The 20561-nt window shown below is 63.7% G+C and carries 20 protein-coding genes; 10 read left to right on the forward strand and 10 right to left on the reverse strand.

Annotation, left to right across the window (positions count from 1 at the left end):
- Nucleotides 1-59: 59 nt before the first annotated feature.
- A complete protein-coding gene (locus AC56PL_RS22775; protein ID WP_497155217.1) occupies nt 60-1349 on the reverse strand; it encodes a SatS C-terminal domain-containing protein in 1290 nt (429 codons plus the stop codon).
- Between the two features lie 271 nt (nt 1350-1620).
- Between AC56PL_RS22775 and AC56PL_RS22780 the strand changes: the two genes are divergently transcribed.
- Complete coding sequence (locus AC56PL_RS22780) at nt 1621-1785, forward strand: hypothetical protein (protein ID WP_495517846.1); 165 nt, start codon at nt 1621-1623, stop codon at nt 1783-1785.
- A 16-nt stretch (nt 1786-1801) separates the two neighbouring features.
- On the opposite strand, the gene AC56PL_RS22785 is transcribed toward AC56PL_RS22780, so the two are convergent.
- Nucleotides 1802-2905, reverse strand: coding sequence for a C40 family peptidase (locus AC56PL_RS22785; protein WP_497155218.1), 1104 nt, complete (start codon nt 2903-2905; stop codon nt 1802-1804).
- A complete protein-coding gene (locus AC56PL_RS22790; protein WP_495517844.1) occupies nt 2906-3238 on the reverse strand; it encodes a type VII secretion target in 333 nt (110 codons plus the stop codon).
- A gap of 52 nt (nt 3239-3290) precedes the next feature.
- Here AC56PL_RS22790 and upp point away from each other — a divergent pair, with 52 nt between their 5' ends.
- Nucleotides 3291-3914: a uracil phosphoribosyltransferase gene (gene upp / locus AC56PL_RS22795; protein WP_497155219.1), complete on the forward strand. Its 624-nt coding sequence runs from the start codon at nt 3291-3293 to the stop codon at nt 3912-3914.
- Nucleotides 3915-3930: 16 nt separating this feature from the next.
- Here upp and AC56PL_RS22800 read toward each other — a convergent pair whose 3' ends face one another.
- Genes AC56PL_RS22800 through AC56PL_RS22820 form a run of 5 tightly spaced genes read right to left on the reverse strand, consistent with a single transcriptional unit; the run spans nt 3931 to nt 8292 of the window.
- Nucleotides 3931-4344, reverse strand: coding sequence for a VOC family protein (locus tag AC56PL_RS22800; RefSeq protein ID WP_495517842.1), 414 nt, complete (start codon nt 4342-4344; stop codon nt 3931-3933).
- 30 nt (nt 4345-4374) lie between these two features.
- On the reverse strand, nt 4375-5184 hold the full coding sequence (locus tag AC56PL_RS22805) for an ABC transporter ATP-binding protein (protein WP_497155220.1): 810 nt from the start codon (nt 5182-5184) through the stop codon (nt 4375-4377).
- Nucleotides 5185-5186: 2 nt separating this feature from the next.
- On the reverse strand, nt 5187-5786 hold the full coding sequence (locus AC56PL_RS22810; RefSeq protein WP_497155221.1) for a hypothetical protein: 600 nt from the start codon (nt 5784-5786) through the stop codon (nt 5187-5189).
- 9 nt (nt 5787-5795) lie between these two features.
- Entirely contained in the window at nt 5796-7427 is a 1632-nt protein-coding gene (locus AC56PL_RS22815) for a phospho-sugar mutase (protein ID WP_497155222.1), read from the reverse strand.
- 25 nt (nt 7428-7452) lie between these two features.
- A complete protein-coding gene (locus tag AC56PL_RS22820; protein ID WP_497155223.1) occupies nt 7453-8292 on the reverse strand; it encodes a purine-nucleoside phosphorylase in 840 nt (279 codons plus the stop codon).
- A gap of 110 nt (nt 8293-8402) precedes the next feature.
- Here AC56PL_RS22820 and AC56PL_RS22825 point away from each other — a divergent pair, with 110 nt between their 5' ends.
- The 3 genes from AC56PL_RS22825 to AC56PL_RS22835 are packed head-to-tail and all read left to right on the forward strand — an operon-like array spanning nt 8403 to nt 11553.
- Nucleotides 8403-9095, forward strand: coding sequence for an enoyl-CoA hydratase-related protein (locus tag AC56PL_RS22825; RefSeq protein WP_495517837.1), 693 nt, complete (start codon nt 8403-8405; stop codon nt 9093-9095).
- A 41-nt stretch (nt 9096-9136) separates the two neighbouring features.
- Nucleotides 9137-10336, forward strand: coding sequence for an amidohydrolase (locus AC56PL_RS22830; protein ID WP_497155224.1), 1200 nt, complete (start codon nt 9137-9139; stop codon nt 10334-10336).
- 35 nt (nt 10337-10371) lie between these two features.
- A complete protein-coding gene (locus tag AC56PL_RS22835; RefSeq protein WP_497155225.1) occupies nt 10372-11553 on the forward strand; it encodes a M20 family metallopeptidase in 1182 nt (393 codons plus the stop codon).
- A 25-nt stretch (nt 11554-11578) separates the two neighbouring features.
- Here the strand turns inward: AC56PL_RS22835 and AC56PL_RS22840 are convergent, their stop codons facing one another.
- Complete coding sequence (locus AC56PL_RS22840; protein WP_495517834.1) at nt 11579-12067, reverse strand: gamma-glutamylcyclotransferase; 489 nt, start codon at nt 12065-12067, stop codon at nt 11579-11581.
- Between the two features lie 119 nt (nt 12068-12186).
- Between AC56PL_RS22840 and AC56PL_RS22845 the strand changes: the two genes are divergently transcribed.
- From AC56PL_RS22845 to AC56PL_RS22865, 5 genes are all read left to right on the forward strand, one after another.
- Entirely contained in the window at nt 12187-13605 is a 1419-nt protein-coding gene (locus AC56PL_RS22845) for an NAD(P)H-quinone dehydrogenase (protein ID WP_495517833.1), read from the forward strand.
- 145 nt (nt 13606-13750) lie between these two features.
- A complete protein-coding gene (locus tag AC56PL_RS22850) occupies nt 13751-14926 on the forward strand; it encodes an aminotransferase-like domain-containing protein (protein WP_497155226.1) in 1176 nt (391 codons plus the stop codon).
- Nucleotides 14927-15002: 76 nt separating this feature from the next.
- Nucleotides 15003-16562 carry an HNH endonuclease signature motif containing protein gene (locus AC56PL_RS22855; protein ID WP_497155227.1) on the forward strand — a complete coding sequence of 520 codons (1560 nt, stop codon included), beginning with the start codon at nt 15003-15005 and terminating at the stop codon, nt 16560-16562.
- A 432-nt stretch (nt 16563-16994) separates the two neighbouring features.
- Complete coding sequence (locus AC56PL_RS22860) at nt 16995-17600, forward strand: DUF3558 domain-containing protein (RefSeq protein WP_497155228.1); 606 nt, start codon at nt 16995-16997, stop codon at nt 17598-17600.
- Nucleotides 17601-17698: 98 nt separating this feature from the next.
- Nucleotides 17699-18979 (forward strand): hypothetical protein, encoded by a 1281-nt coding sequence (locus AC56PL_RS22865; RefSeq protein ID WP_497155229.1) that lies wholly within the window; start codon nt 17699-17701, stop codon nt 18977-18979.
- 39 nt (nt 18980-19018) lie between these two features.
- Here AC56PL_RS22865 and glpK read toward each other — a convergent pair whose 3' ends face one another.
- Entirely contained in the window at nt 19019-20527 is a 1509-nt protein-coding gene (gene glpK, locus AC56PL_RS22870) for a glycerol kinase GlpK (RefSeq protein ID WP_497155230.1), read from the reverse strand.
- Nucleotides 20528-20561 lie beyond the last annotated feature (34 nt).

Consider the following 20561-nt stretch of genomic DNA (forward strand, 5'->3'; position numbering starts at 1 on the left):
GGAACATATCCCTTGCCGCCCCCGTATTTGACTGTTTTCAGGGCCAAGAAGAAGGCGCGTCAGCCGCGCTTCTTCTCCAGGCGGGTGTCGAAGTCGTGCTCGAGTGCCCGCCAGGCTTCGGACTCGTTGTCGAACGGCGGGCTCGGCGCCATCCGCTTCGGGTCCGGGTTGAGCGTGTAGTCCACGAACCAACCGAGTGGTGTGGTCGTCCCCAATGCCTCGGCCACCGAATCGTCGTCCGCATAATCCGCTGCGTCCGTGAGCAGTTCGACAGCCAATTCGAGTTGCTTGCGGTCGATGCGGCGCGGGCCGTCGAGGATGTCATCGGTCAGGCCCGGCAGTACGTAGACGTTGTCTTCGTAGACGTCGATCTCGAGAGACCCGTCGGTGGCCGCGACCTGGATGTCCTCGAAGGTGCTGATCGGCGACAGGTCGTGTTCGTTGTCGTCGGCCAGGTACCGCTCCAGGGCACGCTTGGAGGTGAAGGCGAAGATCTTGCCGTTCTTGCCGAGGAAGACCGGATCGTCGTCCAGATAGCAACGGAGCGAGAAGAACTCGCCTTCGGCGGTGACGATCTGGATGGGGTCGATACCGACGGACGCCCAGAAGTCGTCTTCGTCGATCTCTTCGTACTCGTCTTCGTCTTCGTCGTCTTCATCAACGAGGTCGTCGTCGTCTTCGTCATCGTCTTCGTCGTCACGGTCGACGATCTCGACGTCCTCGTCTGGCTCGTCCTCGTCTTCGGCGCTGGCGGCTGCGAGGAGTTCGGCGTCGGCCACCGCAACGGCTTCGGCGTCGACCTCCGGAGTGCTGATGACCTCATCGATCGCGTCGATGACGTCGTCCCAACGCTTGTCGATGAGCGTGCCGATGCGCTCCCACAGTTCGGCTCCGTCTTTGCCGATGAAGTTGCGGGTGCCGGTGGTGACCGCGCCGAGGATGGGATTGCCGTTGAAGAACTTGGTGATCGGCGTCAATTCGCAGACCTCGCCGATGATCCGGACGATCTCGAGGACATCCTCGAGCTTGGCGATGACCTCAGGGGTCGGGTCTTCGGCAGCGAGCTCCGGGACGGCGATGAGGTCGAAGGACTTGTCCTGCGCCGGTTCGAACTCGTCGGCCTTGAGTCCGACGACCGTCTTCCATGCCGGGTGCTCATCGAGATCGTTTTCAGCGCCCGACCGGACGAATGCGACAAGCTCGGCGACCGAGCCGAATCCGTACAAGTCTTCGTCGAGACCCAGGAACGCCTCCCACTCGTCATCGCCCTCACGCCAGCGGGGAGCCCACAGCGTAAAGGTGTTGCCTTCGGTGATCACGAGTTCAATTGGGACGATGTCTCCGGCCATGGGGACAGAGCCTAGTCACCGATGATGACCATGGGCCACCTCGCCTCACCATTACTGCTGTGGCTTTGTCGTGAATTTGTCGCCGCGTCTGAGATCGGCCGGTAAATGCCCTCGAATGTGAGGCTCGATTCGGCGACTCCGCCCGGCACAACGCGTGTTGCGGACCGTTGACTTCGGGAAAGCTCGGAGCCTGATCGTCAGCAAGGAACAACGTCATCGCGGTGTGTGAGTGTCAGCACATCAACGGCCACGCGATGCGACTATGGAGAGCATGAGAGATCCAGAGGCAATGGAGGACGACGAGTTGCGCCCCGGGCTCTTTGCGTCGCAGCGGACGCGAGAGTTGGCGATCGCGATGGATGATCCGGACAACCTCCCACACATCGAAGAGCACATCCGGCGGTACGAATTCGAAATCGTCAGACGCGGCCTGTAGTCACGTGGGCCTGCAGTCACGTGGGCCGGTAGAAGCCCTCGAACGTCTGACTCAAGTTTGACGTCCGGACGGGTGAAACGCTGACCGGGTCGCCGGCTTCGACCATCTGGCCGTTGCCGATGTACATCGCGACGTGTCCGGACCAGACGGCGAGATCACCTGGCTGCAGATCGGCTTGTGAGACCGCCACACCGGCGGAGTCCTGTTCTTGGGCGAGGCGGGGGAGTTCGACGCCTGCCTCGCGGTACGCCCACTGGGTCAGGCCGCTGCAGTCGAGGCCCACGCCGGGAGTGGTCCCGCCCCAGACATAGGGGACGCCCTGCTGGCTCAACGCGGCCCGCACCGCCTTGGCTGCGCGCTCGTTGGGGGCATAGGCGACCGAGCCGTCCGGCAGGGTGATTGCGACACCGGTGCCGTCGGTGTTGGTGGCCGACAACCCGGCTGGAACGGTCGATGCGGCGCCCTGGTCCGGCGGCAGTCCTGAATCGGTGACGGTGGACTGTGCGCCCGCGGTGACGGGCCCGAGGGCGGCGTTCGCGAGATTGCCGAGTTCGGTGCCCACTCGAGCCAGCTGGGCGGTGACCGGATCGGTGGTGGCCGACGCGGTGATGGCCGGCGCGGGTGTGCGGCCGATCTGCAGCAGCCTCTCGGTGTCCGTGCTCAGTCTCGTGCGGGTGCGTTCGACGACGTCGATGCCGCGTTGCAGGTGGGCCATCGCAATCGGGAGGATCGCGGCGATGCCCGCGGGGGTGAACAGCGTCGGGCCCATCGCGGCCGCGATCGTCACAAAGGAATCGAGAATCGCCTCGAGTTCGAGGGCGGCCTGTCGCACGGTGTCGCCTGCCGACTCGATGATGTCGGCGATGGCAAGGCTGTCGTCGGAGTAGTTGGCCGCCGCGACGACTGCCTCGTCGAGAACCGCGATGGCCGAGTTGGCGCCTGCCCCGGACCACTGTGGTTTGAGTTCGGTGTTCACGCGGTACTGGCCGGCCCGGGAATCGTCGAGAACCGTTGCGATTGTTCTCAATTGCATCGTCGGCGCACCACCCGGCAGGATACCGGTACCAAGGGTGGCAAGGAGTGCTTGCAGCGGCGCGATCAGGATCTCGACGGGGATCATCTACAGGGCCTTGATCGGATGGACGCTATTCGGTTGGGCGCTGATCTCGCGCGCACCGGTGTCGTCGGCGCCCGAGTATGTGGCGGCGGAATTCTGTAGGTCGGTTGCCAGCGCGTCGATCCGGGACGCGAGGTCGGTGAGTTCACGGCTGTGTCGGTCGGTGACCATCACCGCGGCGGCCGCGAACTCGGCACCCATGAGACCGAATGCCGGAATGAGTGTGGCTGCCTCGACGCGACCGGTGGCCGCGTATGCCGCGATTTCGGCAGCCACCGATCGTGTTCCGGCAGCAGCGGCGGTCAGGGCGGCAGGTTCAACAGATACCGAAGTCATGGGTTTACGACGCGATGGGCGGGTGGTCTGGTTCCCCTCGTATGGTTATCCCATGCAGATCCGGACTGTCGATCATCCCTTGGCCGCGGCCAGACTGACCACCTTGCGCGACAAGAACACCGATAACGCGGCGTTTCGTGGGGCGTTGTCAGACCTGACCCAGATGCTCATCTACGAGGCGCTGATCGGTGCTCCGGTCACCGAGCTCGCGGTGTCGACGCCGGTGACCGAGACGACGGGCGTGCGGCTGGCTGCGCCTCCGCTACTGGTACCCGTGCTCCGCGCCGGTTTGGGCATGGTCGAGCAGGCGCACGCCATGGTGCCCGAGGCCAACGTGGGATTCGTGGGTATCGCTCGCAACGAGGACACCCACCAGCCGGTGCCGTACCTCGAGTCGCTTCCCGACGACCTGTCCGGCCAGCCGGTTTTTGTCCTCGACCCGATGCTTGCCACCGGTGGTTCGATGATCCACACGATCGAGTTGCTCGTCACCCGCAAGGCCACCGACATCACCGCGGTGTGCGTGGTGGCTGCGCCCGAAGGTGCGGCAGCGCTGGGTGATTCAGGTCTTCCTGTTCGCCTGGTGACCGCGGCCATCGACGACGGTCTCAACGACGTCGCCTACATCACGCCGGGTCTCGGCGATGCCGGTGACCGCCAGTTCGGACCCCGCTGATCCGACTGCGGCCTGATCAGGTGGCCGGACGGCGAGTGTAGAACTCGAGGGCGATGCCATCGGGGTCGCGGAAGGCGATGAGTTGTCCGATCATCCCCGTCACGATCCCGTTGTGTTCGATCTGGGCATTGTCGAGTATCGAACGCCAGCGTTCCAGTTCGTCGAGGTCGGCGACTTCGAACGCCAGGTGATCGAGACCGGGCCGGAATTCGGAGAAGCCGTCCGGGGTTGCGCGAGGACCGTGTGAAATCAGACTGAGGGTGAGCCCGCCGGGATGATGGAGCATTGCCTTGTCGGCATCGTCTTTCTGTTGGCGCGAGGCGACCTCGAAGCCCAGGACCCATCGGTACCAATCGATGCTGCGGTCGAGGTCGACAACAGTGATGCTGACGTGATGGATGGCACCGATCGCCGGGAAGTCAGCTGTCATGGGATTGCCTCCGATCGTGGGTTTACGGATCTAACGACTGCGCGCCGCCCACCGACCACCATCGCGCCTGACCTGGACCGGGTGGTCGAAGCACTTGGTGATGGTCGCCGATGTGAGAGCCTCGTCGACGCTGCCCTGGATGACCGTTTCCCCATCACGCAGCAGCAGGGCGTGACTGGTGCTGGTCGGCAGGTCTTCGAGATGATGGGTGACCATGACGCTCGCCAGATCGGTGACTTCTTTTCGGAGTTGGTCGATGCTGGTCAGCAGCTGTTCACGGGCGGCGAGGTCGAGGCCGGTGGCAGGTTCGTCGAGCAACAGCAATGACGGTCGTGGCATGAGCGCCCGCGCGATGAGGGTGCGCCCGCGTTCGCCCTGACTCATCGTGGTCCACACCGATTCCCGGCGCGCGGACATTCCGAGTAGCTCGAGAAGATCGTCGGCATGGCGGTGATCGGCAGTGGTGTACGTGCGGCGGGGGTCGAGCTCCGGGGTGTTGGTCAGCCCGGTCAGGACGACGTCATGCGCCTTCAATGGAAGATCGAGGCGGTGCCGCGGGTCGACATGTCCTATGTGCGTCCGCAATTCGCGCATGTCGACCCGGCCCAGACGGTGGCCGAGAACGTCCACCGTGCCGCGGGTCGGGTGCCCGAACGCGCCGAGGATGTGTAGAAGCGTCGACTTGCCTGCGCCGTTGGGGCCAAGGAGCGCCCAGTGCTCTCCGGGACTGACGGTGAAGTCGATGTCGCGCAACAGGTATCGCCCGCCGCGCACCACGTCGATTCCGGCGGCGTGCAGAACTTCGGGCCTGGGGTCGGCATTTGATTCGGATGGCATCATGATCAGTTCGTCCAGTAGTAGAGCATTGGTTCCTGCGAGACGACCACGCCGTTCGTTGCGATGGTGAGGGACGTCGGTGTCATCTCATAGGTGGTGTCGCGGTTCAACGCCACGAACTGGTTCCCGGAGCGCGTCGGATCCGGGATCTCGACGCCCAGGCCGTTCGCCAGACCCTTGTAGTAGTAGCGACCCGACTGATTATCCGACTGGCAGACAACAATTTTCGACTGATCTGTCTGGCCGACCATGACCGCTGTGTCTTGTGGTCCGTTGCAGCGTGGACCGCTGACAAAGCCTTGCTGATCTGCGCCGGGGACATTCGGCACCGGCGCGGCCGGTGTCGAGGTCGTTGTGGTCGGCGTCGGCGAGGGGGTCGCGGTCACGGTCGACGGCTCGGCCGTCACGGTGTGCGTCGACACCCGCGGGCCGGCTGTGGTGCTGCTGCCCTCGGCTTCGGACGCGGGGTCATCCGACGGGATCAGGAGAAATCCGAGGAGGATGGCCAGCGCCAGTACGAGTACGCCGGCCACGATCGCACCGATCACAACCGGTGACGACCATGGAGATCGCGGTGGGGGTGTCGGGTAGTAGTTTCCGCTCACGCGCTCACCCTACCGGCGACCCCCGGCACAGTAGGCGGTGACTTGGGAGGTGATCGTGGCCATTCGAGCCTCCGCCGAAGCTCGTGCGGTTGCCGGAGGTGGGCCGGGGGATTCGGCGACCTCGAGATAGAACTTGAGTTTCGGCTCGGTACCCGAGGGCCTGGCGATCACCCTGATCTGGCCGGTCTGAGAGGTACCGGTGAGCTGCACCGCGTCGGTCGACTGACCCGGCGCGCGTTGGAGGAGATCCTCGGCGTCGACCGCGATCCCGTCCAGGTGCTGCGGTGGGTTGGTCCGAAGGTTCGCCATCACCTCGGTGATCTGAGCGAGGTCGTCGACACGCAGTGAGTACTGGCCTGTCAGGTGGACACCGTGCTCGGTCGCGATTTCGTCGAGACGGTCGGCCAGGTCTCGGTCGGAGTCGGAGAGCTGTTGGGTCAGGACACTGAGCGCGACCGCGGCGCTGATGCCGTCTTTGTCTCGGACTCCATCAGGGTCGACGCAATGTCCGATGGCTTCTTCATAGGCGTACACCAGTCCTTCTCCGGCTCGGACCAGCCATTTGAAACCGGTCAGCGTTGCCGCGTACCGGACGCCGGACGCCTTTGCGATCTTGCCCAACAAGCTGCCGGAGACGATCGTGTTGGCCACCAATACGTCTTCGCCGGTGTGCTCGGCGATGATCTGGGAGCCGAGCAACGCGCCGGTTTCATCGCCGGTGAGCATCCGCCATATGCCGTCGATCCGCGTGCCGACCGCACAACGGTCGGCGTCGGGGTCAAGGGCGATCGCGATGTCGGCGTCGATGTCGGCGGCCAGTTCGAGCAGCAGGTCCGCAGCGCCCGGCTCCTCGGGATTGGGAAACGCGGCGGTGGGGAACGCCGGATCCGGGGCATGCTGCAATCCGACCACCGTGACATTGTGAAATCCGCACTCGCGCAAGGCCTCTACCGCGACATCGCCGCCCACACCGTGCATGGCGGTCAGCGCGATCCGGATCGTACGATGCTCGTGGTGACCGAACCGGGTCACGATTCGAGCCAGGTAGTGCGCAATGTTCTCGTGCGCGCGATCATCCGGCGCCACCGGTGTCCGCGGGATACGGTTGGCCGGTCCGGTGGCCGCGATCAATTGCTCGATCTCTGCGTCGGCAGGCGGAACCAGTTGCGCCCCTTGATCCAAGTAGACCTTGTAGCCGTTGTCGGCAGGCGGGTTGTGCGAGGCGGTGATCTGGATCCCGGCGACAGCGTCCAGGTTTCGGACGGCGAAGGCAACCAGGGGTGTCGGTCCTGGACCGGGCAGCGCGACCACGTCGAACCCCTGCGCCGCAAGGACTTCCGCGGTGGCGGTGTAGAAGTCCTCGGAACCGTGGCGGGCATCGCGACCGACAACCACTGTGCCACCTGCATGACCGTGGTCGATCAGCCACTGCCCAACCCCGGCGGTTGCCTTGGTGACCACCGCGACGTTCATCCCCAGCGGCCCGGCGCGGACCGGGCCACGTAGGCCTGCGGTCCCGAAATGCAGGGTGTCGGAGAACCTCTCGTCGATCTCGTCGGTGTTGAGCGTGGCGAGTTCGGCTCGGGTACGCGGATCGGGATCGGCGTCGATCCAGGCCTGGACTGCTTCGAGCGGCGTCATGAAAAGTCCTGTGTCATGTGGGGTCTCAGATCTGTTCGATCACCTGGGCCAGCAGGTGACCCATCCGGGTGGCCGAGGCGCGGCCGACTTCCAGGACTTCTTCGTGATTCAGTGGTTCGCCGGTGATACCCGCCGCAAGATTGGTGACCAGCGAGATGCCCAGGACCGACATGTTTTCCGCACGGGCGGCGATGGTCTCGTGCACGGTCGACATGCCCACCAGGTCGGCTCCCAGGACCCGCAACATGTTGATCTCGGCGGGTGTTTCGTAGTGGGGCCCGGGAAGTCCCGCGTAGACGCCTTCGGCGAGGGTGGGATCGACGGTCTGAGCGATCTTCCTCAGCCGCGGTGCGTAGGCGTCGACGAGGTCGACGAACTGCGCGCCGATGAGAGGGGAGCGGGCCGTGAGATTCAGGTGATCACTGATCAGGACCGGCTGGCCGACGGTCATGTCGTGCCGCAGACCGCCGGCCGCGTTCGTCAGCACGATCGTCTCCACCCCGCACTTGGCGGCGGTCCGGACCGCGTGCACCACGCTGCCCAGTGGATGTCCCTCATACGCATGGGTTCTGCCCAACAACACCAACACCGAACGGCCGCCGATGCGCAGCGAGTGGACGGTGCCGGAGTGTCCGGCCGCGCTCGGCGGCGTGAAACCGGGCAGCTCCGCCATCGGGATGCTGGTGTCGGCGGTACCCAAAGCGGCAGCGGCAGGCGCCCATCCCGAGCCGAGGACGACGGCCACATCGTGGCTCGGTTTCCCGGTTGCCGCAGCGATCGCGTCGGCCGCCGCCTGCGCTGCGCCGGTGGGATCGATCGTCGGATCGGAACTGGTTGAAATCACGTCGGGTCCGTCGGTTGCCATGGGACAACCCTAAGACGAAAAGGGGCGGCTTTCGCACCCTGAGTCGGGTCCGGCGCAAACAGGGCTGTGTCCGTCGCATCGGGAATGGCCGGGACCGATAGGCTCGCGACATGCCGTACGTGACCACACATGACGCCGTCCATACCCTCTATCTGGGCACCGAGGGTGACGACAGTGATTCCGACAATCGTTTCGGAATCGACTGGCTCGACTCCATCAATGCTCGCCTCGATGAGGTCGCCGACAACAAGCCGGGCGCGTTGGTCATCACCGCAACCGGAAAGTTCTTCTCCAACGGTCTCGATATCGATTACATCGGCGCCAATGGCGACAAACTTCCGGCGTACCTCGACCGCGTCCACGCCCTGTACACGCGGATCCTGACGTTCCCGCAGCCCACCGTTGCTGCGATCAACGGCCACGCTTTCGGCGCCGGTGCCATGTTGGCGCTATGCGCCGACCACCGGGTGATGCGGACCGAGCGGGGTTTCTGGTCGCTTCCCGAGGTGATGCTCGGAATGCCGTTCACCAAGGGGATGGCGACATTGATCCGGACCCGGCTGCCCGATGCCGCCGCCACCGAGGCCATGACCACCGGACGTCGGTACGGCGGCCTCGATGCTGTTGCCGCCGGAATCGTCGAGCAGGCCGTCGATGTCGATGTGCTGACATCCACGGCCTCCGACATCGCCGCCGGGCGAAGTGCTCTGGCCGGACCGGCCCTGCAGATGATCAAGAAGGGTCTCCGCGAGCCCCTCCTCGCCGACCTCGCCTACCTGACCCCGGCCAACCTGGTTGGTTAACTCGGATCAGGCCGCAATCGCGATGGTGAGACAATGAACCGATGACACAGATCGGGCAGCGAGGCGCGCGTGCCGTACAGGCAGTGGCCGGTGACCTGATCGAGTTGTCGCATTCGCTTCACGCCGAACCGGAACTGGCGTTCTCCGAACACCGCAGCGTCGCCAAGGTGACAAGCCTGCTCGACGGCTACGGATTCGAGGTCACCACCGGCGTTGCCGACCTTCCCACCGCTTTCACCGCGACCTACGGTTCGGGTGACCTGGTGATCGGGCTCTGCGCCGAGTACGACGCGTTGCCCGGTTTAGGGCATGCGTGTGGCCACAACATGATCGCGGCGACCGCGGTCGGTGCAGCGCGTGGTCTCGCGGAGGTCGCCGATGAACTCGGCATCACCGTCCTGGTCCTCGGCACTCCCGCCGAAGAGACCGGGGGCGGAAAGATCGTGATGGCCCGCGCCGGGGTTTTCGATCCCGTTGCGATGGCCTTGATGGTGCACCCGGGTCGGATGGACGAAGTGGCCAGCCGGTCTTTGGCATTGGATGATCTGGCGATTCGATACACCGGTGTCGAATCCCATGCCGCCGCTGCGCCCGAGCGCGGCCGCAACGCCGCGGATGCGGCCACCATCGCGCAGGTTTCCCTCGGGCTGTTGCGTCAACACCTGAAGGCCGGCCAGCAGATTCACGGAATCGTTAGCGACGGCGGCAGCGCCCCGAACATCGTGCCCGGGCACAGCGAGCTGCTCTATTACCTGCGAGCTGTCGACGAGGCATCGCTGGCCGACCTGCGTGAGCGCGCCGAGGCGTGTTTCGCGGCCGGTGCGATGGCGGCGGGCTGCACGTACGAGATCTCGACTGTGTCGCCGACTTACGTTGAACTCCGGCACGATCAGCGACTACTCGCGGCGTACCGGGGTGCGATCGCCGACCTCGGACGCGAAGTGATGCCGGCAGCGCTGGAGGGTGTGCGTCCACTCGGCAGCACCGACATGGGCAACATCAGCCATGTGCTGCCGTCCATCCACCCCATGATCGGCATCGAGAGCAACGGCGCCGGGACCCATGAAATCGAGTTCGCGGCCGCCGCTGCGTCGCCGTCGGCCGATCAGGCGGTCGTCGACGGGGCGCTGGCCCTGGCAGCCACCGCCGCTCGGGCGGCGGCAGATCCGCAGTGGCGCGAAGACCTCCTGCAAGAGCAGGAAAAACGAATTGGTTCAGTCCCGCGTGATGCGGGCAGATGACGATGAGTGTGTAACGAGATATGAGTGGGCAACACGTGGATGCAGAACGTTTCCTGAAGGATCTGGACGGTTGGATCAACGCCAACACCGCGCAGTTGGTCGCGTGGCGTCGGGACTTTCACTCCCACCCGGAACTGTCGCGAAGTGAGCTGCGCACCACCGGCTTCGTTGTCGACGAACTGACGAAGGCCGGCCTGTCCCCACGGGTCCTGCCCCAGGGCGTCGGCGTGGTCTGTGACATCGGCCCGGCCGGACCGTTGGTGGCGTTACGAGCCGACATGGATGCACTGCCGATCTCCGAGCTGACCGGTCTGCCGTTCGCGTCCACCGTCGAGGGTGTCTCGCATGCCTGCGGGCACGACGGACATACCGCGATGTTGTTGGGTGTGGGTAAGGCGCTGGCATCGATGGATGACCTGCCGATCGGTGTTCGACTGGTGTTCCAGGCGGCCGAGGAAGTGATGCCAGGTGGCGCTCTCGATGCCGTCACCGCCGGCGTCACGCGCGGTGTGTCGCAGATCTACGCCCTGCACTGTGACCCGAAACTCGAGGTCGGCAAGGTGGGACTGCGGCGTGGTCCGATCACCTCGGCGGCCGATCATGTCGAGCTGGTGTTGCACTCGCCAGGTGGACACACCTCACGACCACACCTGACCGCGGACCTCGTGTACGCCATGGGAACGGTGATCACCGGTCTGCCCGGAGTGCTGTCACGGCGCATCGATCCGCGCACCAGCACCGTGATGGTCTGGGGTTCGGCACATGCAGGCGATGCGCCCAATGCGATTCCGCAAGAGGGCCGCCTGCGCGGCACGGTGCGTACCGGTGACCATGCCACCTGGGCGCTGCTCGAGCCGATCGTCCGCGAGATCATCGAAGGGTTGCTGTCACCGTTGAGCGTGCGCTACGACCTGATCTACAAGCGTGGCGTCCCGCCGGTTGTCAACGATTCGATCTCCACCGAGATCTTCCGCGACGCGATCTTGTCGGTGAGCCCCGACGCGCTCGCCGACACCGCGCAATCCGGTGGTGGAGAAGACTTTTCGTGGTACCTGGAGAACGTTCCGGGTGCGATGGCGCGGCTCGGCGTGTGGTCTGGCCGCGGACCGCAGGTCGACCTGCATCAGCCCAACTTCGACCTCGACGAGCGTGCGCTCGCGGTGGGCGTGCGGACGCTGGCAGGGATCGTCCTGCAGGCGAGCCTGCGCAGCCGATGACAGTCGCGGGGCCCGCCGGTCTGAACTAGTGGTCCGGTCCCGGGCTGTCGGGTCCTGGCCCCACATTCCGTGATTCCCGGACCCGCAACTGATGCACGTAATCGGAAGGTGCACCGGCGATTTCAGCTGCCTCGGACATGACGCCGAGGTAGCGCGCGGACGGTAGGCCGCCTTCAAAGGCGTCCAGGACATACAGCCACGCCAGCACCGGTCCGTTGGGTGTGGTGATGCGGCAACGGATCTTGCGGTGGATCCCGAGTTCGGAGCCCTCCCAGCGGTCAAGGCTGGATTCGTCGTCGTCGGTGACGTCGTACAAGACGACAAAAACGCGGGCATCGGGATCGTCGCGATCTTCGGTGACCGTTGCCAGTGCGCCTTCCCAGCCGATGTCGCCGCCACCGAACGTCAGCCGCCACCCGTACAGCCAGCCGGTGCCCGCCATCGGAGAGTGGGGGGCACGCATGAGCATCTGTTCGGGATGCATGTTGGAGCCATAGGCCGCGTAGATAGGCACGGAGAGGAGCCTAGAGGGTCAGCTCCCCATCGGGAAAGTGCAACAGGCGATCGACTAGATTCTCAAGTGGCGCCACCCCGCCGGCAGGCCCATCCGACATCCCTGGGAGTTGACCTGAAATGACCAAAATCGTGATCCTCGGTGGAGGACCCGCCGGCTATGAGGCGGCACTCGCCGCCGCCACCTATGGTGCCGACATCACCATCGTCGACAGCGACGGCATGGGCGGTGCCTGCGTCCTGTGGGACTGCGTCCCGTCGAAGACCTTCATCGCCTCGACCGGGATCAGGACGGATGTGCGCCGTGCCGTTGACCTGGGGATCAACCTGCAATATGACGGTGCGCTCGTGTCGTTGCCGCAGATCCACGAGCGGGTCAAGGATCTCGCCTTCGCCCAGTCATCCGACATTCGCTCGCGGCTCCTGAGCGAGGGTGTGCGGATCATTCACGGTCGCGGCCGTCTCGCTGCGCCCGAGGCCGGATTTGCCCGACACAAGATTCTCGCCACGCCGTTCGGGACCGACGGCAGCGACGACACCGAAGAGATTCTCGACGCCGATGTGGTGTTGATCGCAACCGGCGCGTCGCCCCGAGTTCTTCCTGACGCCCAGCCTGACGGTGAGCGGATCCTCACCTGGCGTCAGATGTACGACCTCGATGAATTCCCCGAACACCTGATTGTCATCGGTTCGGGTGTCACCGGTGCGGAGTTCGTGCACGCGTACACCGAGCTCGGTGTCCCGGTGACGTTGGTCTCCAGCCGGGACCGGGTCCTGCCCCATGAGGACGAAGACGCAGCTCTTGTCCTCGAGGACGTGTTGGCCGAGCGCGGCGTCACGTTGGTGAAACACGCACGTGCCGAAAAAGTCGAACGCACGGCCGATGGCGTGAAAGTCACCCTTGCCGATGGGCGCACCGTTGAGGGCTCTCATTGTCTGATGACTGTCGGATCCGTTCCGAACACAGACGATCTCGGACTGGAGAACGTCGGCCTGGAGCTCGCCCGCGGTGGCTACCTGAACGTCGACCGGGTATCGCGGACCGCAGTGCCCGGTATCTACGCCGCCGGTGACTGCACCGGGCTGCTGCCGCTGGCATCCGTGGCCGCCATGCAGGGGCGAATCGCGATGTACCACTCGCTGGGTGAAGGTGTGTCGCCGATCCGACTCAAGACCGTTGCGTCGGCGATCTTCACCCGACCCGAGATCGCCACCGTGGGTGTCAGCCAGCAGGCCATCGACTCCGGCGAGTATCTGGCCCGGACGGTGATGTTGCCGCTGGCGACCAACGCGCGCGCAAAGATGAGCGGTTTGCGGCGTGGCTTCGTGAAGATCTTCTGCCGTCCGGCAACCGGTGTGGTGATCGGTGGAGTTGTGGTCGCTCCCAATGCATCTGAGCTGATCCTTCCGATCGCGCTCGCAGTGCAGAACAAGCTGATGGTCGGCGACCTGGCGCAGACATTCTCGGTCTACCCGTCGCTGTCCGGATCGATCACCGAGGCCGCTCGTCAGCTGGTTCGTCACGACGATCTGGACTGACCGTCCCATAATTTGGGAAATACATTTCATATTTCGGTTAAGGCGCGCTAGCCTGGGTTTTGCGACTCACACTGGCGCGCCTTATTCGGTGACCACTCTCATCACCACACTTTGTTGATAACTGCTGCTGTGGAGAGTGATTGCCGTGTCTGTTGTTGGAAGTCCTTACGCACCATCGCACGCGTTGGCGAATGTTCGTGGGTCAGCGATCCGTGATCTGCTGAAGCTGACCGAACAGCCTGATGTGCTCAGTCTCGCCGGCGGATTGCCCGCCACCGAACTGATTCCTGCGACGCGAATCTCGGAGTCGGCCGCACGCATCAGCGCTGATCCGGCCTCGTTGCAATACACCGTGAGCGCAGGGGTGTACCCGTGCCGCGAAGCGGTGGCCCGGTACGTCGGCGCCGATGATCCAGGTCGGGTTCTGCTCACTCACGGTTCGCAACAGGCTCTGTCCCTGTTGGCGCATGCGTTGGTGAATCCGGGTGACCTGGTGGTGGTCGATGACCCGGTGTACGTGGGTGCGCTGCAGGTCTTTCAGTCGGTGCGGGCACGGGTGCGTGCGCTGCCGATCACCGCATCTGGATGTGATGTCGGCGCGCTGCGTGAGTTGCTCGAAGCTGGCGAGCGACCGCGGATAGTGCATACCGTCAGCAACTTTCACAATCCTGCCGGGGTGACGGCCACAGCGCAGACCCGAATCGAATTGGCGCGGTTGGCCGATCACTATGGCTTCCTCGTCGTCGAGGATGACCCGTATGGACGATTGCGGTTTTCAGGTGCGGAGATCGAACCGATTGCGGCGCACGGTGATCGAGTTGTCCGGCTGGGGTCGGCATCGAAGATTCTGGCACCGGCGCTGCGCGTCGGCTGGATGAGCGGCCCGCCTGAGGTGATTGCAATGGTGGAACTGCTCCGTCAGGGTGCGGATCTGTGTGGGTCTACCTTCAGTCAATTGATGGTTGCGGAGTTGCTCGATGACCAAGCGTGGCTCGATGTGCATATTTGTCATGTGCAGTCTGAATACCGCCCGCGTGCAGCTACTTTGACTGACGCGTTGCGCCGTGAGCTGGGGGAGAAGGTTCAGTTCTCTGAGCCCGAGGGTGGCATGTTCTGTTGGGTTCGGATGCCTGGTGTCGATACGTCGCGGTTGCTAACGGACGCGGTCGATGCCGGTGTGGCATTTGTGCCGGGTGCGGCCTTCGCAGTGGAAGAAGATTTCAGTGATTGCCTGCGGCTGAGCTTCTGCACTCTCCGACCTGAAGGGTTGGACGAAGCGGTTCGGAGATTGGCTGCGGCTGTGGAAAGTTCGCCGAACTAGTTCGAAAAAGTGTTCGACTTGCGGTGTCTCCTGAGATAAACTGATTGAAAGCGTTCGATCAGATGTGCTGGGGGGCATGATGACTGACGATCCATCTGATGAAGTCGGGGTTGGTTCTTCTTCGGTTCCGGTGTTGGTGCGTAAGTACCTCGAGTTGGAGTTGCTCGTTGCCGATATCGCGGACTGCGCTGATTCCGATATGTCTGGGGCGGAAGTCAATGAGCTCGTGCGGGTGCATGAACGGATAGTTCGCAAGCTCGAGTTCACCGGGTTGCGTCACCTGTTGCGGGTTTCAGATCGATCATCGTTTACCGAAGCCGGGTATTCGTCACTGTTCGGGTTCACGCGTAGCGAGTTGCGGCTGACGAAAGGGCAAACCATGTCCCGGATCCGGGGCCTGGAGGCGGTGGGCCGATTCCATACGATGCAGGGTGAGGAGTTGGCGCCGAAATGCCCTGCCGCCGAACAGGCCTGGTCTCACGGGTTGATCGGCGCCTCGCATATGGATGTGATGCTGGATGTGCGCAAACACATTCCGTCCGCGGCTGATCCGGCCGTGTATGACGTGGTCGATCATTGGATGACTGAAGAAGCCGTTGGCCAGGACCCCACCCAGTTGGCGGCGGCGGGTCGTGCGGTGTTGGCCCGGGTTGATCCCGATGGCCGGCTGACCGATGATTCGGATCGCGCGCGTAAACGTTCGGTGGGGATCGGCGATCAGGGTGTGGATCTGATGGCCAAGATCTCCGGCACCCTGGATCCGGAAACGTTGGCGATGTTCAAGACCGTGATGGATGTCTGGGCTGCCCCGGGGATGAACAACCCGGCTGACCCGAACTCGCCGACCGGGGCCTCCGATGATCCGAAACAGGATGCAGAGCTGATCAAGGCTGCTGCCGAACGGGATATCCGTTCGACGGGCCAGCAACATCACGATGCGTTGAAGGCCATCTTGACAACGATTCTGGAGTGCAATCTGCTCGGTAAGTCTCATCGGGGTTTGCCGGCGCAGTTGATTATCACGATGACAAAGCAGCAACTCGATGACTGTGCAGGGATCGCGAGAACTGCGTCCGGGGTTGATATTCCGGTCAAAGAGGCCCTGCACCTGGCAGCCCGGTCCGACAAATATTTGGCCGTGTTCGCTGACCACTCCGCGGAGGTGTTGTATCTGGCCCGGACCAAACGGACCGCGCAGAAAGGCCAGCGGTTCGCGTTGTTCGTCCGGGATCGGGGTTGTTCGCATCCAGGCTGCACCAATCCAGCGACCTGGGTCGAGGCCCATCACCTGCTTGCATGGATCAACGGTGGTCTGACCGACATCAACATGATGGGTTCCGCGTGCCCGCCGCACCACAAGTTGGTGGGTGATGGCCCGGGCCAGTGGCAGACCATCATGATCACCGAAGGCCCCGACAAAGGCCGGGTCGGGTGGATACCCCCGGCAAGTGTGGATCCGGAACGCAGACCGCGGGTCAATCGCGCCCAGCACGTCAACGAAACTCTCGCAGCGGCGTGGCAAAAAGTCCTCGCCGACCGCCAGGCGGTGCTGGCCGAAAAGCTGGCGGAACCGACCGGCATCGATCCGGAGGTCCAACCTGGTCCGGACCCGGATAGTCCGGACCAGGCCGAATAGCTGAACGAGTGTGGGACCGCGGCATGGTCTGGGGGCTAGATGTCGAGTTCAATGCTGGTTGGAACCGATCGCCACCGGCTAACGTCGTACCTCAGGTGGGAGATCTATGCGAGGAGGGGACATGGCCGACGAAGTGCAGTTCACTGATGAACAGTGGGCAGCGGTAGCGCAGGCTGCGGAGACGTTTGCGAGGGTCTTGGAGACCGAACGGAATCGGCTGAGTTGGACTCTGCAGTCAAATTGGGCTGGACAGTGCACAGAGGGAGAGGCGACGATGGCGAACTTGCTAGCGCTGGTCCATGGTGAGTCTGGATCATTTTCGCAGGCAATTATCGCTGAATCAGGTTATCTCAGGAGCGTCGCGGCACAGTGCAAAGCTTCGCGGGCTGCGTTGACATCCGCAGATGAGGACGAAGCAGAGCAGCTTCGCCAGTGAAGATTCATGTTGGCATATTGGTGTTGTCGGCTATTTGGGTCTCAGCGTGTCAAGTTGACGGCGGATCGACGCAAGCGGTGGCGGGTTCGTCAAGGTCTATGGAATCTTCAACCACTGTTGACGCGGAATTGCTGCCGTTTGAAAATAGTTTTCCCAATCGATGGAATCCATCGAATAACGGAACCCCTTTTGAGCCTTGTGTGGCTTTTTCGGATGAAGAACTGTTGCGGTTCGGGGTTGATCCGACGCTTGTTGAAGATGCCGCGCAAGTTGACGGGCAAGGAATTCGTGGTTGCGGTTGGATCATGCCTGACAGGTTCGCCTTAAGCAGTGTGGTAACAAACGCTAAGTCGCTTGATGAGTACAGATCGGGGAAGCCGGAGCTGGAATGGAAATCGAATCTTCTCATTGGGGACAGGGTTGTTGGATTGGCGGATCTAAATGATGATGAGTCCTCTTGCTCTACCTACGTCCAGTCAAACGACTCTATCGTTGCGACGACCGTAATGATTTCGGCCGCTCCGGCCGCGTTGGCACAGTTCGACCCGTGTCAGATTGTGATTGATTTTACGACCGCCTATATCGACAAGATTCCAGAGTGATCTGCTTCGGAGCTGTGAAGTTGCTGCGGGGTTCGGTGCTTTAGACTGCTCCGCAGGGTCAGCACTGGGGAGTGCTGTGAGGGGGATTGGGGGAGAACGTGGCGCCGAAGTCGATTGATCCGACGGACTGGGTCAGCCATGCGCTCGATGAGATGCGTCGGGTGTGCGCGAGCATGCAACCCAGTTCGGCGGAGGCTGATGCTGAGGCGATCAGGCTGATCGCGAGTCGAATCCAGGCGGCTGCGGCGGTTTACGAGTCAGCCCTTCCGAAGTTGTATCCGGAAGGTGAGTTCAGCGGAGAGACCGTCACTGGATCGCACCGGGCAACTGTTGCCGGTATCCGGCACACGGATAGCTCGGCGGCGGTCGGGCTCAAGATCGCGGACCAGATTTCGGCCATCGCGGGGATCCTTTCGCAAACTCAGGGCAACGTTGCGGACCTTGACGCCAAATTCGGTGACGGTGGCGGCGACAACACGATGGAGCGGGCAGTACATCGAGCGCTGATTGCCAAGACGATGACGGATTCGTACAGCAACCCGGTCATCGGCGCGAATGGCTCACTGCCCGAATACGACGCCGCCCCGCTGCCGCAGCTCGGTACAGGCTTTGAGCCAAACTTCGCGGAAGCCCTCGGCGGAGCCGGCTCCGGTAGCGGATCAGGGGACACCAGTCCGGCACTGCTCGCGGGAGCCGGCACCCGAGGTGAGAACGGTCCCGACGGGCCGGGCGGCCCGAACGGACCCGGCGCTGACCAAGCCGCCTATATGGGAGGTCAGGCCGGAGACACGCCCTTCACCCTCGGAAGTGGCGACGCATCGGGCGCAAGCGGAGACGGATCCACACCGGGCCCGCTCAATGGCGCTTTTGGCGCACCGGTGGCAGGTGGCGCGGGTGCAGGCGGAGTGACGTCGGCCGCAGCGTTGAACAGTGCGCGTGGTGGGGCCTCTGGTAGCGGCTCGGGAAGTAGCGGCGTGGGAAGTGGTGGTTCGGGTGGGGGACGCTCTGGAGGCGGGGCAGGTGGCGGCGCCGGTTCGGAAGCAAATCCGCTCGGCCGGCGGACGCCCGCCTCGCTGGTCACACCGGCAACCGGCGCCAATCAATCGGCCGGGGCGACGCCATCAGGCGGCTCACGGGGTGGCAGTCCGATGGGGTCGCCCGCCGGTGGCCGCGGAGCAGGGAAAGACAAGGACGGCGAGCATCGCGCGCCGTCGTACCTGCACACCCGCGAGAACGGGGAAGAGATGGTCGGACGCCTGCCGCTGGTGGGACCGCCCGTCCTCGGCGATTGGGCTCGCGTCTTGGACCTCGGTCCGGCCGGTGAGAACGCAACGCCCGACGTGCCCGGTGGCAAAGGCCCTGACGACAAGCAGCAATAGCGCACTTCGCTGCCGGTCGCTGGTTGTGGTCGCGCTCGCTCAGGCCAGGTCGTAGCTTCGTTCGACGGCGGTGTTCCATCCGGCGAAGCGCTCATCGCGATCATCGGCGGGCATTGTGGGTTCCCAGGATTTGCCCTCTGCCCAGTTGTCACGAATCTCTTGTTCGCTGTCCCAGTAACCCACCGCGAGCCCGGCCGCGTAGGCAGCACCCAATGCTGTCGTTTCGTTGACAACCGGCCGGACAACCGGAACGCCGAGGATATCGGCCTGGAACTGCATGAGCAGCTCATTGACGACCATGCCGCCGTCCACCTTGAGGGTCGACAACGTAACGCCCGAATCTGCTTGCATCGCCTCGATCACCTCGCGCGTCTGAAAGGCGGTGGCCTCCAGCGCCGCACGCGCAATGTGACCCTTGTTGACAAAGCGCGTCAGGCCAACGATCACGCCACGCGCGTCGGGCCGCCAGCGCGGCGCGAACAAACCGGAAAAGGCCGGCACGAAGTAGACCCCGCCGTTGTCATCGACAGTCTGGGCGACCCCTTCGATATCTCCTGCAGCACTGATCAACCCAAGATTGTCGCGCAGCCACTGGATCAGGGATCCGGTCACCGCGATTGAACCCTCCAGTGCGTAAACGGGTTTGTTGTCGCCGATCTGGTAACAGACGGTTGTCAGCAGTCCATGGTCGCTGTGGACCACTTCCTCGCCGGTGTTGAGCAGCAGGAAATTGCCTGTGCCGTAGGTGTTCTTGGCTTCGCCCACCGCCAGGCAGGCCTGCCCGAACGTGGCTGCCTGCTGATCGCCGAGAATGCCGGCGATGGGTACGTCGGCGAGCGGGCCCCGCTCGCGGACATGGCAATACACCTCCGACGAACTGCGGATCTCGGGCAATAGGCTCATCGGGATCTGCATCTCCCGGCAGATCTCCTCATCCCAGGCGAGCGTCTCGAGATCCATCAGCATGGTGCGGGAGGCGTTGGTGACATCGGTCAGATGCTGTCCACCGCTCGGGCCGCCGGTCATGTTCCAGATGAGCCAGGTATCCATTGTGCCGAAGCACAATTCGCCGGCCTCGGCGCGTTCTCGGACGCCATCGACGTTGTCGAGAATCCACCGGATCTTCGGCCCGGAGAAGTAGGTGGACAGGGGGAGTCCGGTGCGCTGCTGATACCTGCCCGCGCCGTGATCGCCGGCCAGTTCCACGCACAGTGCCGCGGTGCGCGTGTCCTGCCACACGATGGCGTTGTACACGGGCCGACCCGTCGACCGATCCCAGACCACGGTGGTCTCACGCTGATTGGTGATTCCCAGCGCGACGATGTCGGCGGTCTCGAGATCTTCCGCTGCCATCGCGGCCGCCACCACACGGCGCGTATGCCGCCAGATCTCCACGGCGTCGTGCTCGACCCACCCGGACTGCGGGAAGATCTGCCTGTGTTCGACCTGTTCCGAACTGACGACACGTCCGGAATGGTCGAAAATCATGCAGCGCGTCGACGTTGTGCCCTGGTCGACCGCGGCTACGTACCCGGTGGTGTTGCTCACGTCCCCGAGTGTTCCATGAACTGCCCGTAGAGTC

The sequence above is a fragment of the Williamsia sp. Y721 genome (genome assembly GCF_059683565.1).

Bases quoted from the DNA above. Each gene is read 5' to 3' on its own strand.
- AC56PL_RS22775 (WP_497155217.1), bottom strand. From the start codon at position 1,349: ATGGCCGGAGACATCGTCCCAATTGAACTCGTGATCACCGAAGGCAAC.
- AC56PL_RS22780 (WP_495517846.1), top strand. From the start codon at position 1,621: ATGAGAGATCCAGAGGCAATGGAGGACGACGAGTTGCGCCCCGGGCTC.
- AC56PL_RS22785 (WP_497155218.1), bottom strand. From the start codon at position 2,905: ATGATCCCCGTCGAGATCCTGATCGCGCCGCTGCAAGCACTCCTTGCC.
- AC56PL_RS22790 (WP_495517844.1), bottom strand. From the start codon at position 3,238: ATGACTTCGGTATCTGTTGAACCTGCCGCCCTGACCGCCGCTGCTGCC.
- upp (WP_497155219.1), top strand. From the start codon at position 3,291: ATGCAGATCCGGACTGTCGATCATCCCTTGGCCGCGGCCAGACTGACC.
- AC56PL_RS22800 (WP_495517842.1), bottom strand. From the start codon at position 4,344: ATGACAGCTGACTTCCCGGCGATCGGTGCCATCCATCACGTCAGCATC.
- AC56PL_RS22805 (WP_497155220.1), bottom strand. From the start codon at position 5,184: ATGATGCCATCCGAATCAAATGCCGACCCCAGGCCCGAAGTTCTGCAC.
- AC56PL_RS22815 (WP_497155222.1), bottom strand. From the start codon at position 7,427: ATGACGCCGCTCGAAGCAGTCCAGGCCTGGATCGACGCCGATCCCGAT.
- AC56PL_RS22820 (WP_497155223.1), bottom strand. From the start codon at position 8,292: ATGGCAACCGACGGACCCGACGTGATTTCAACCAGTTCCGATCCGACG.
- AC56PL_RS22825 (WP_495517837.1), top strand. From the start codon at position 8,403: ATGCCGTACGTGACCACACATGACGCCGTCCATACCCTCTATCTGGGC.
- AC56PL_RS22830 (WP_497155224.1), top strand. From the start codon at position 9,137: ATGACACAGATCGGGCAGCGAGGCGCGCGTGCCGTACAGGCAGTGGCC.
- AC56PL_RS22845 (WP_495517833.1), top strand. From the start codon at position 12,187: ATGACCAAAATCGTGATCCTCGGTGGAGGACCCGCCGGCTATGAGGCG.
- AC56PL_RS22855 (WP_497155227.1), top strand. From the start codon at position 15,003: ATGATGACTGACGATCCATCTGATGAAGTCGGGGTTGGTTCTTCTTCG.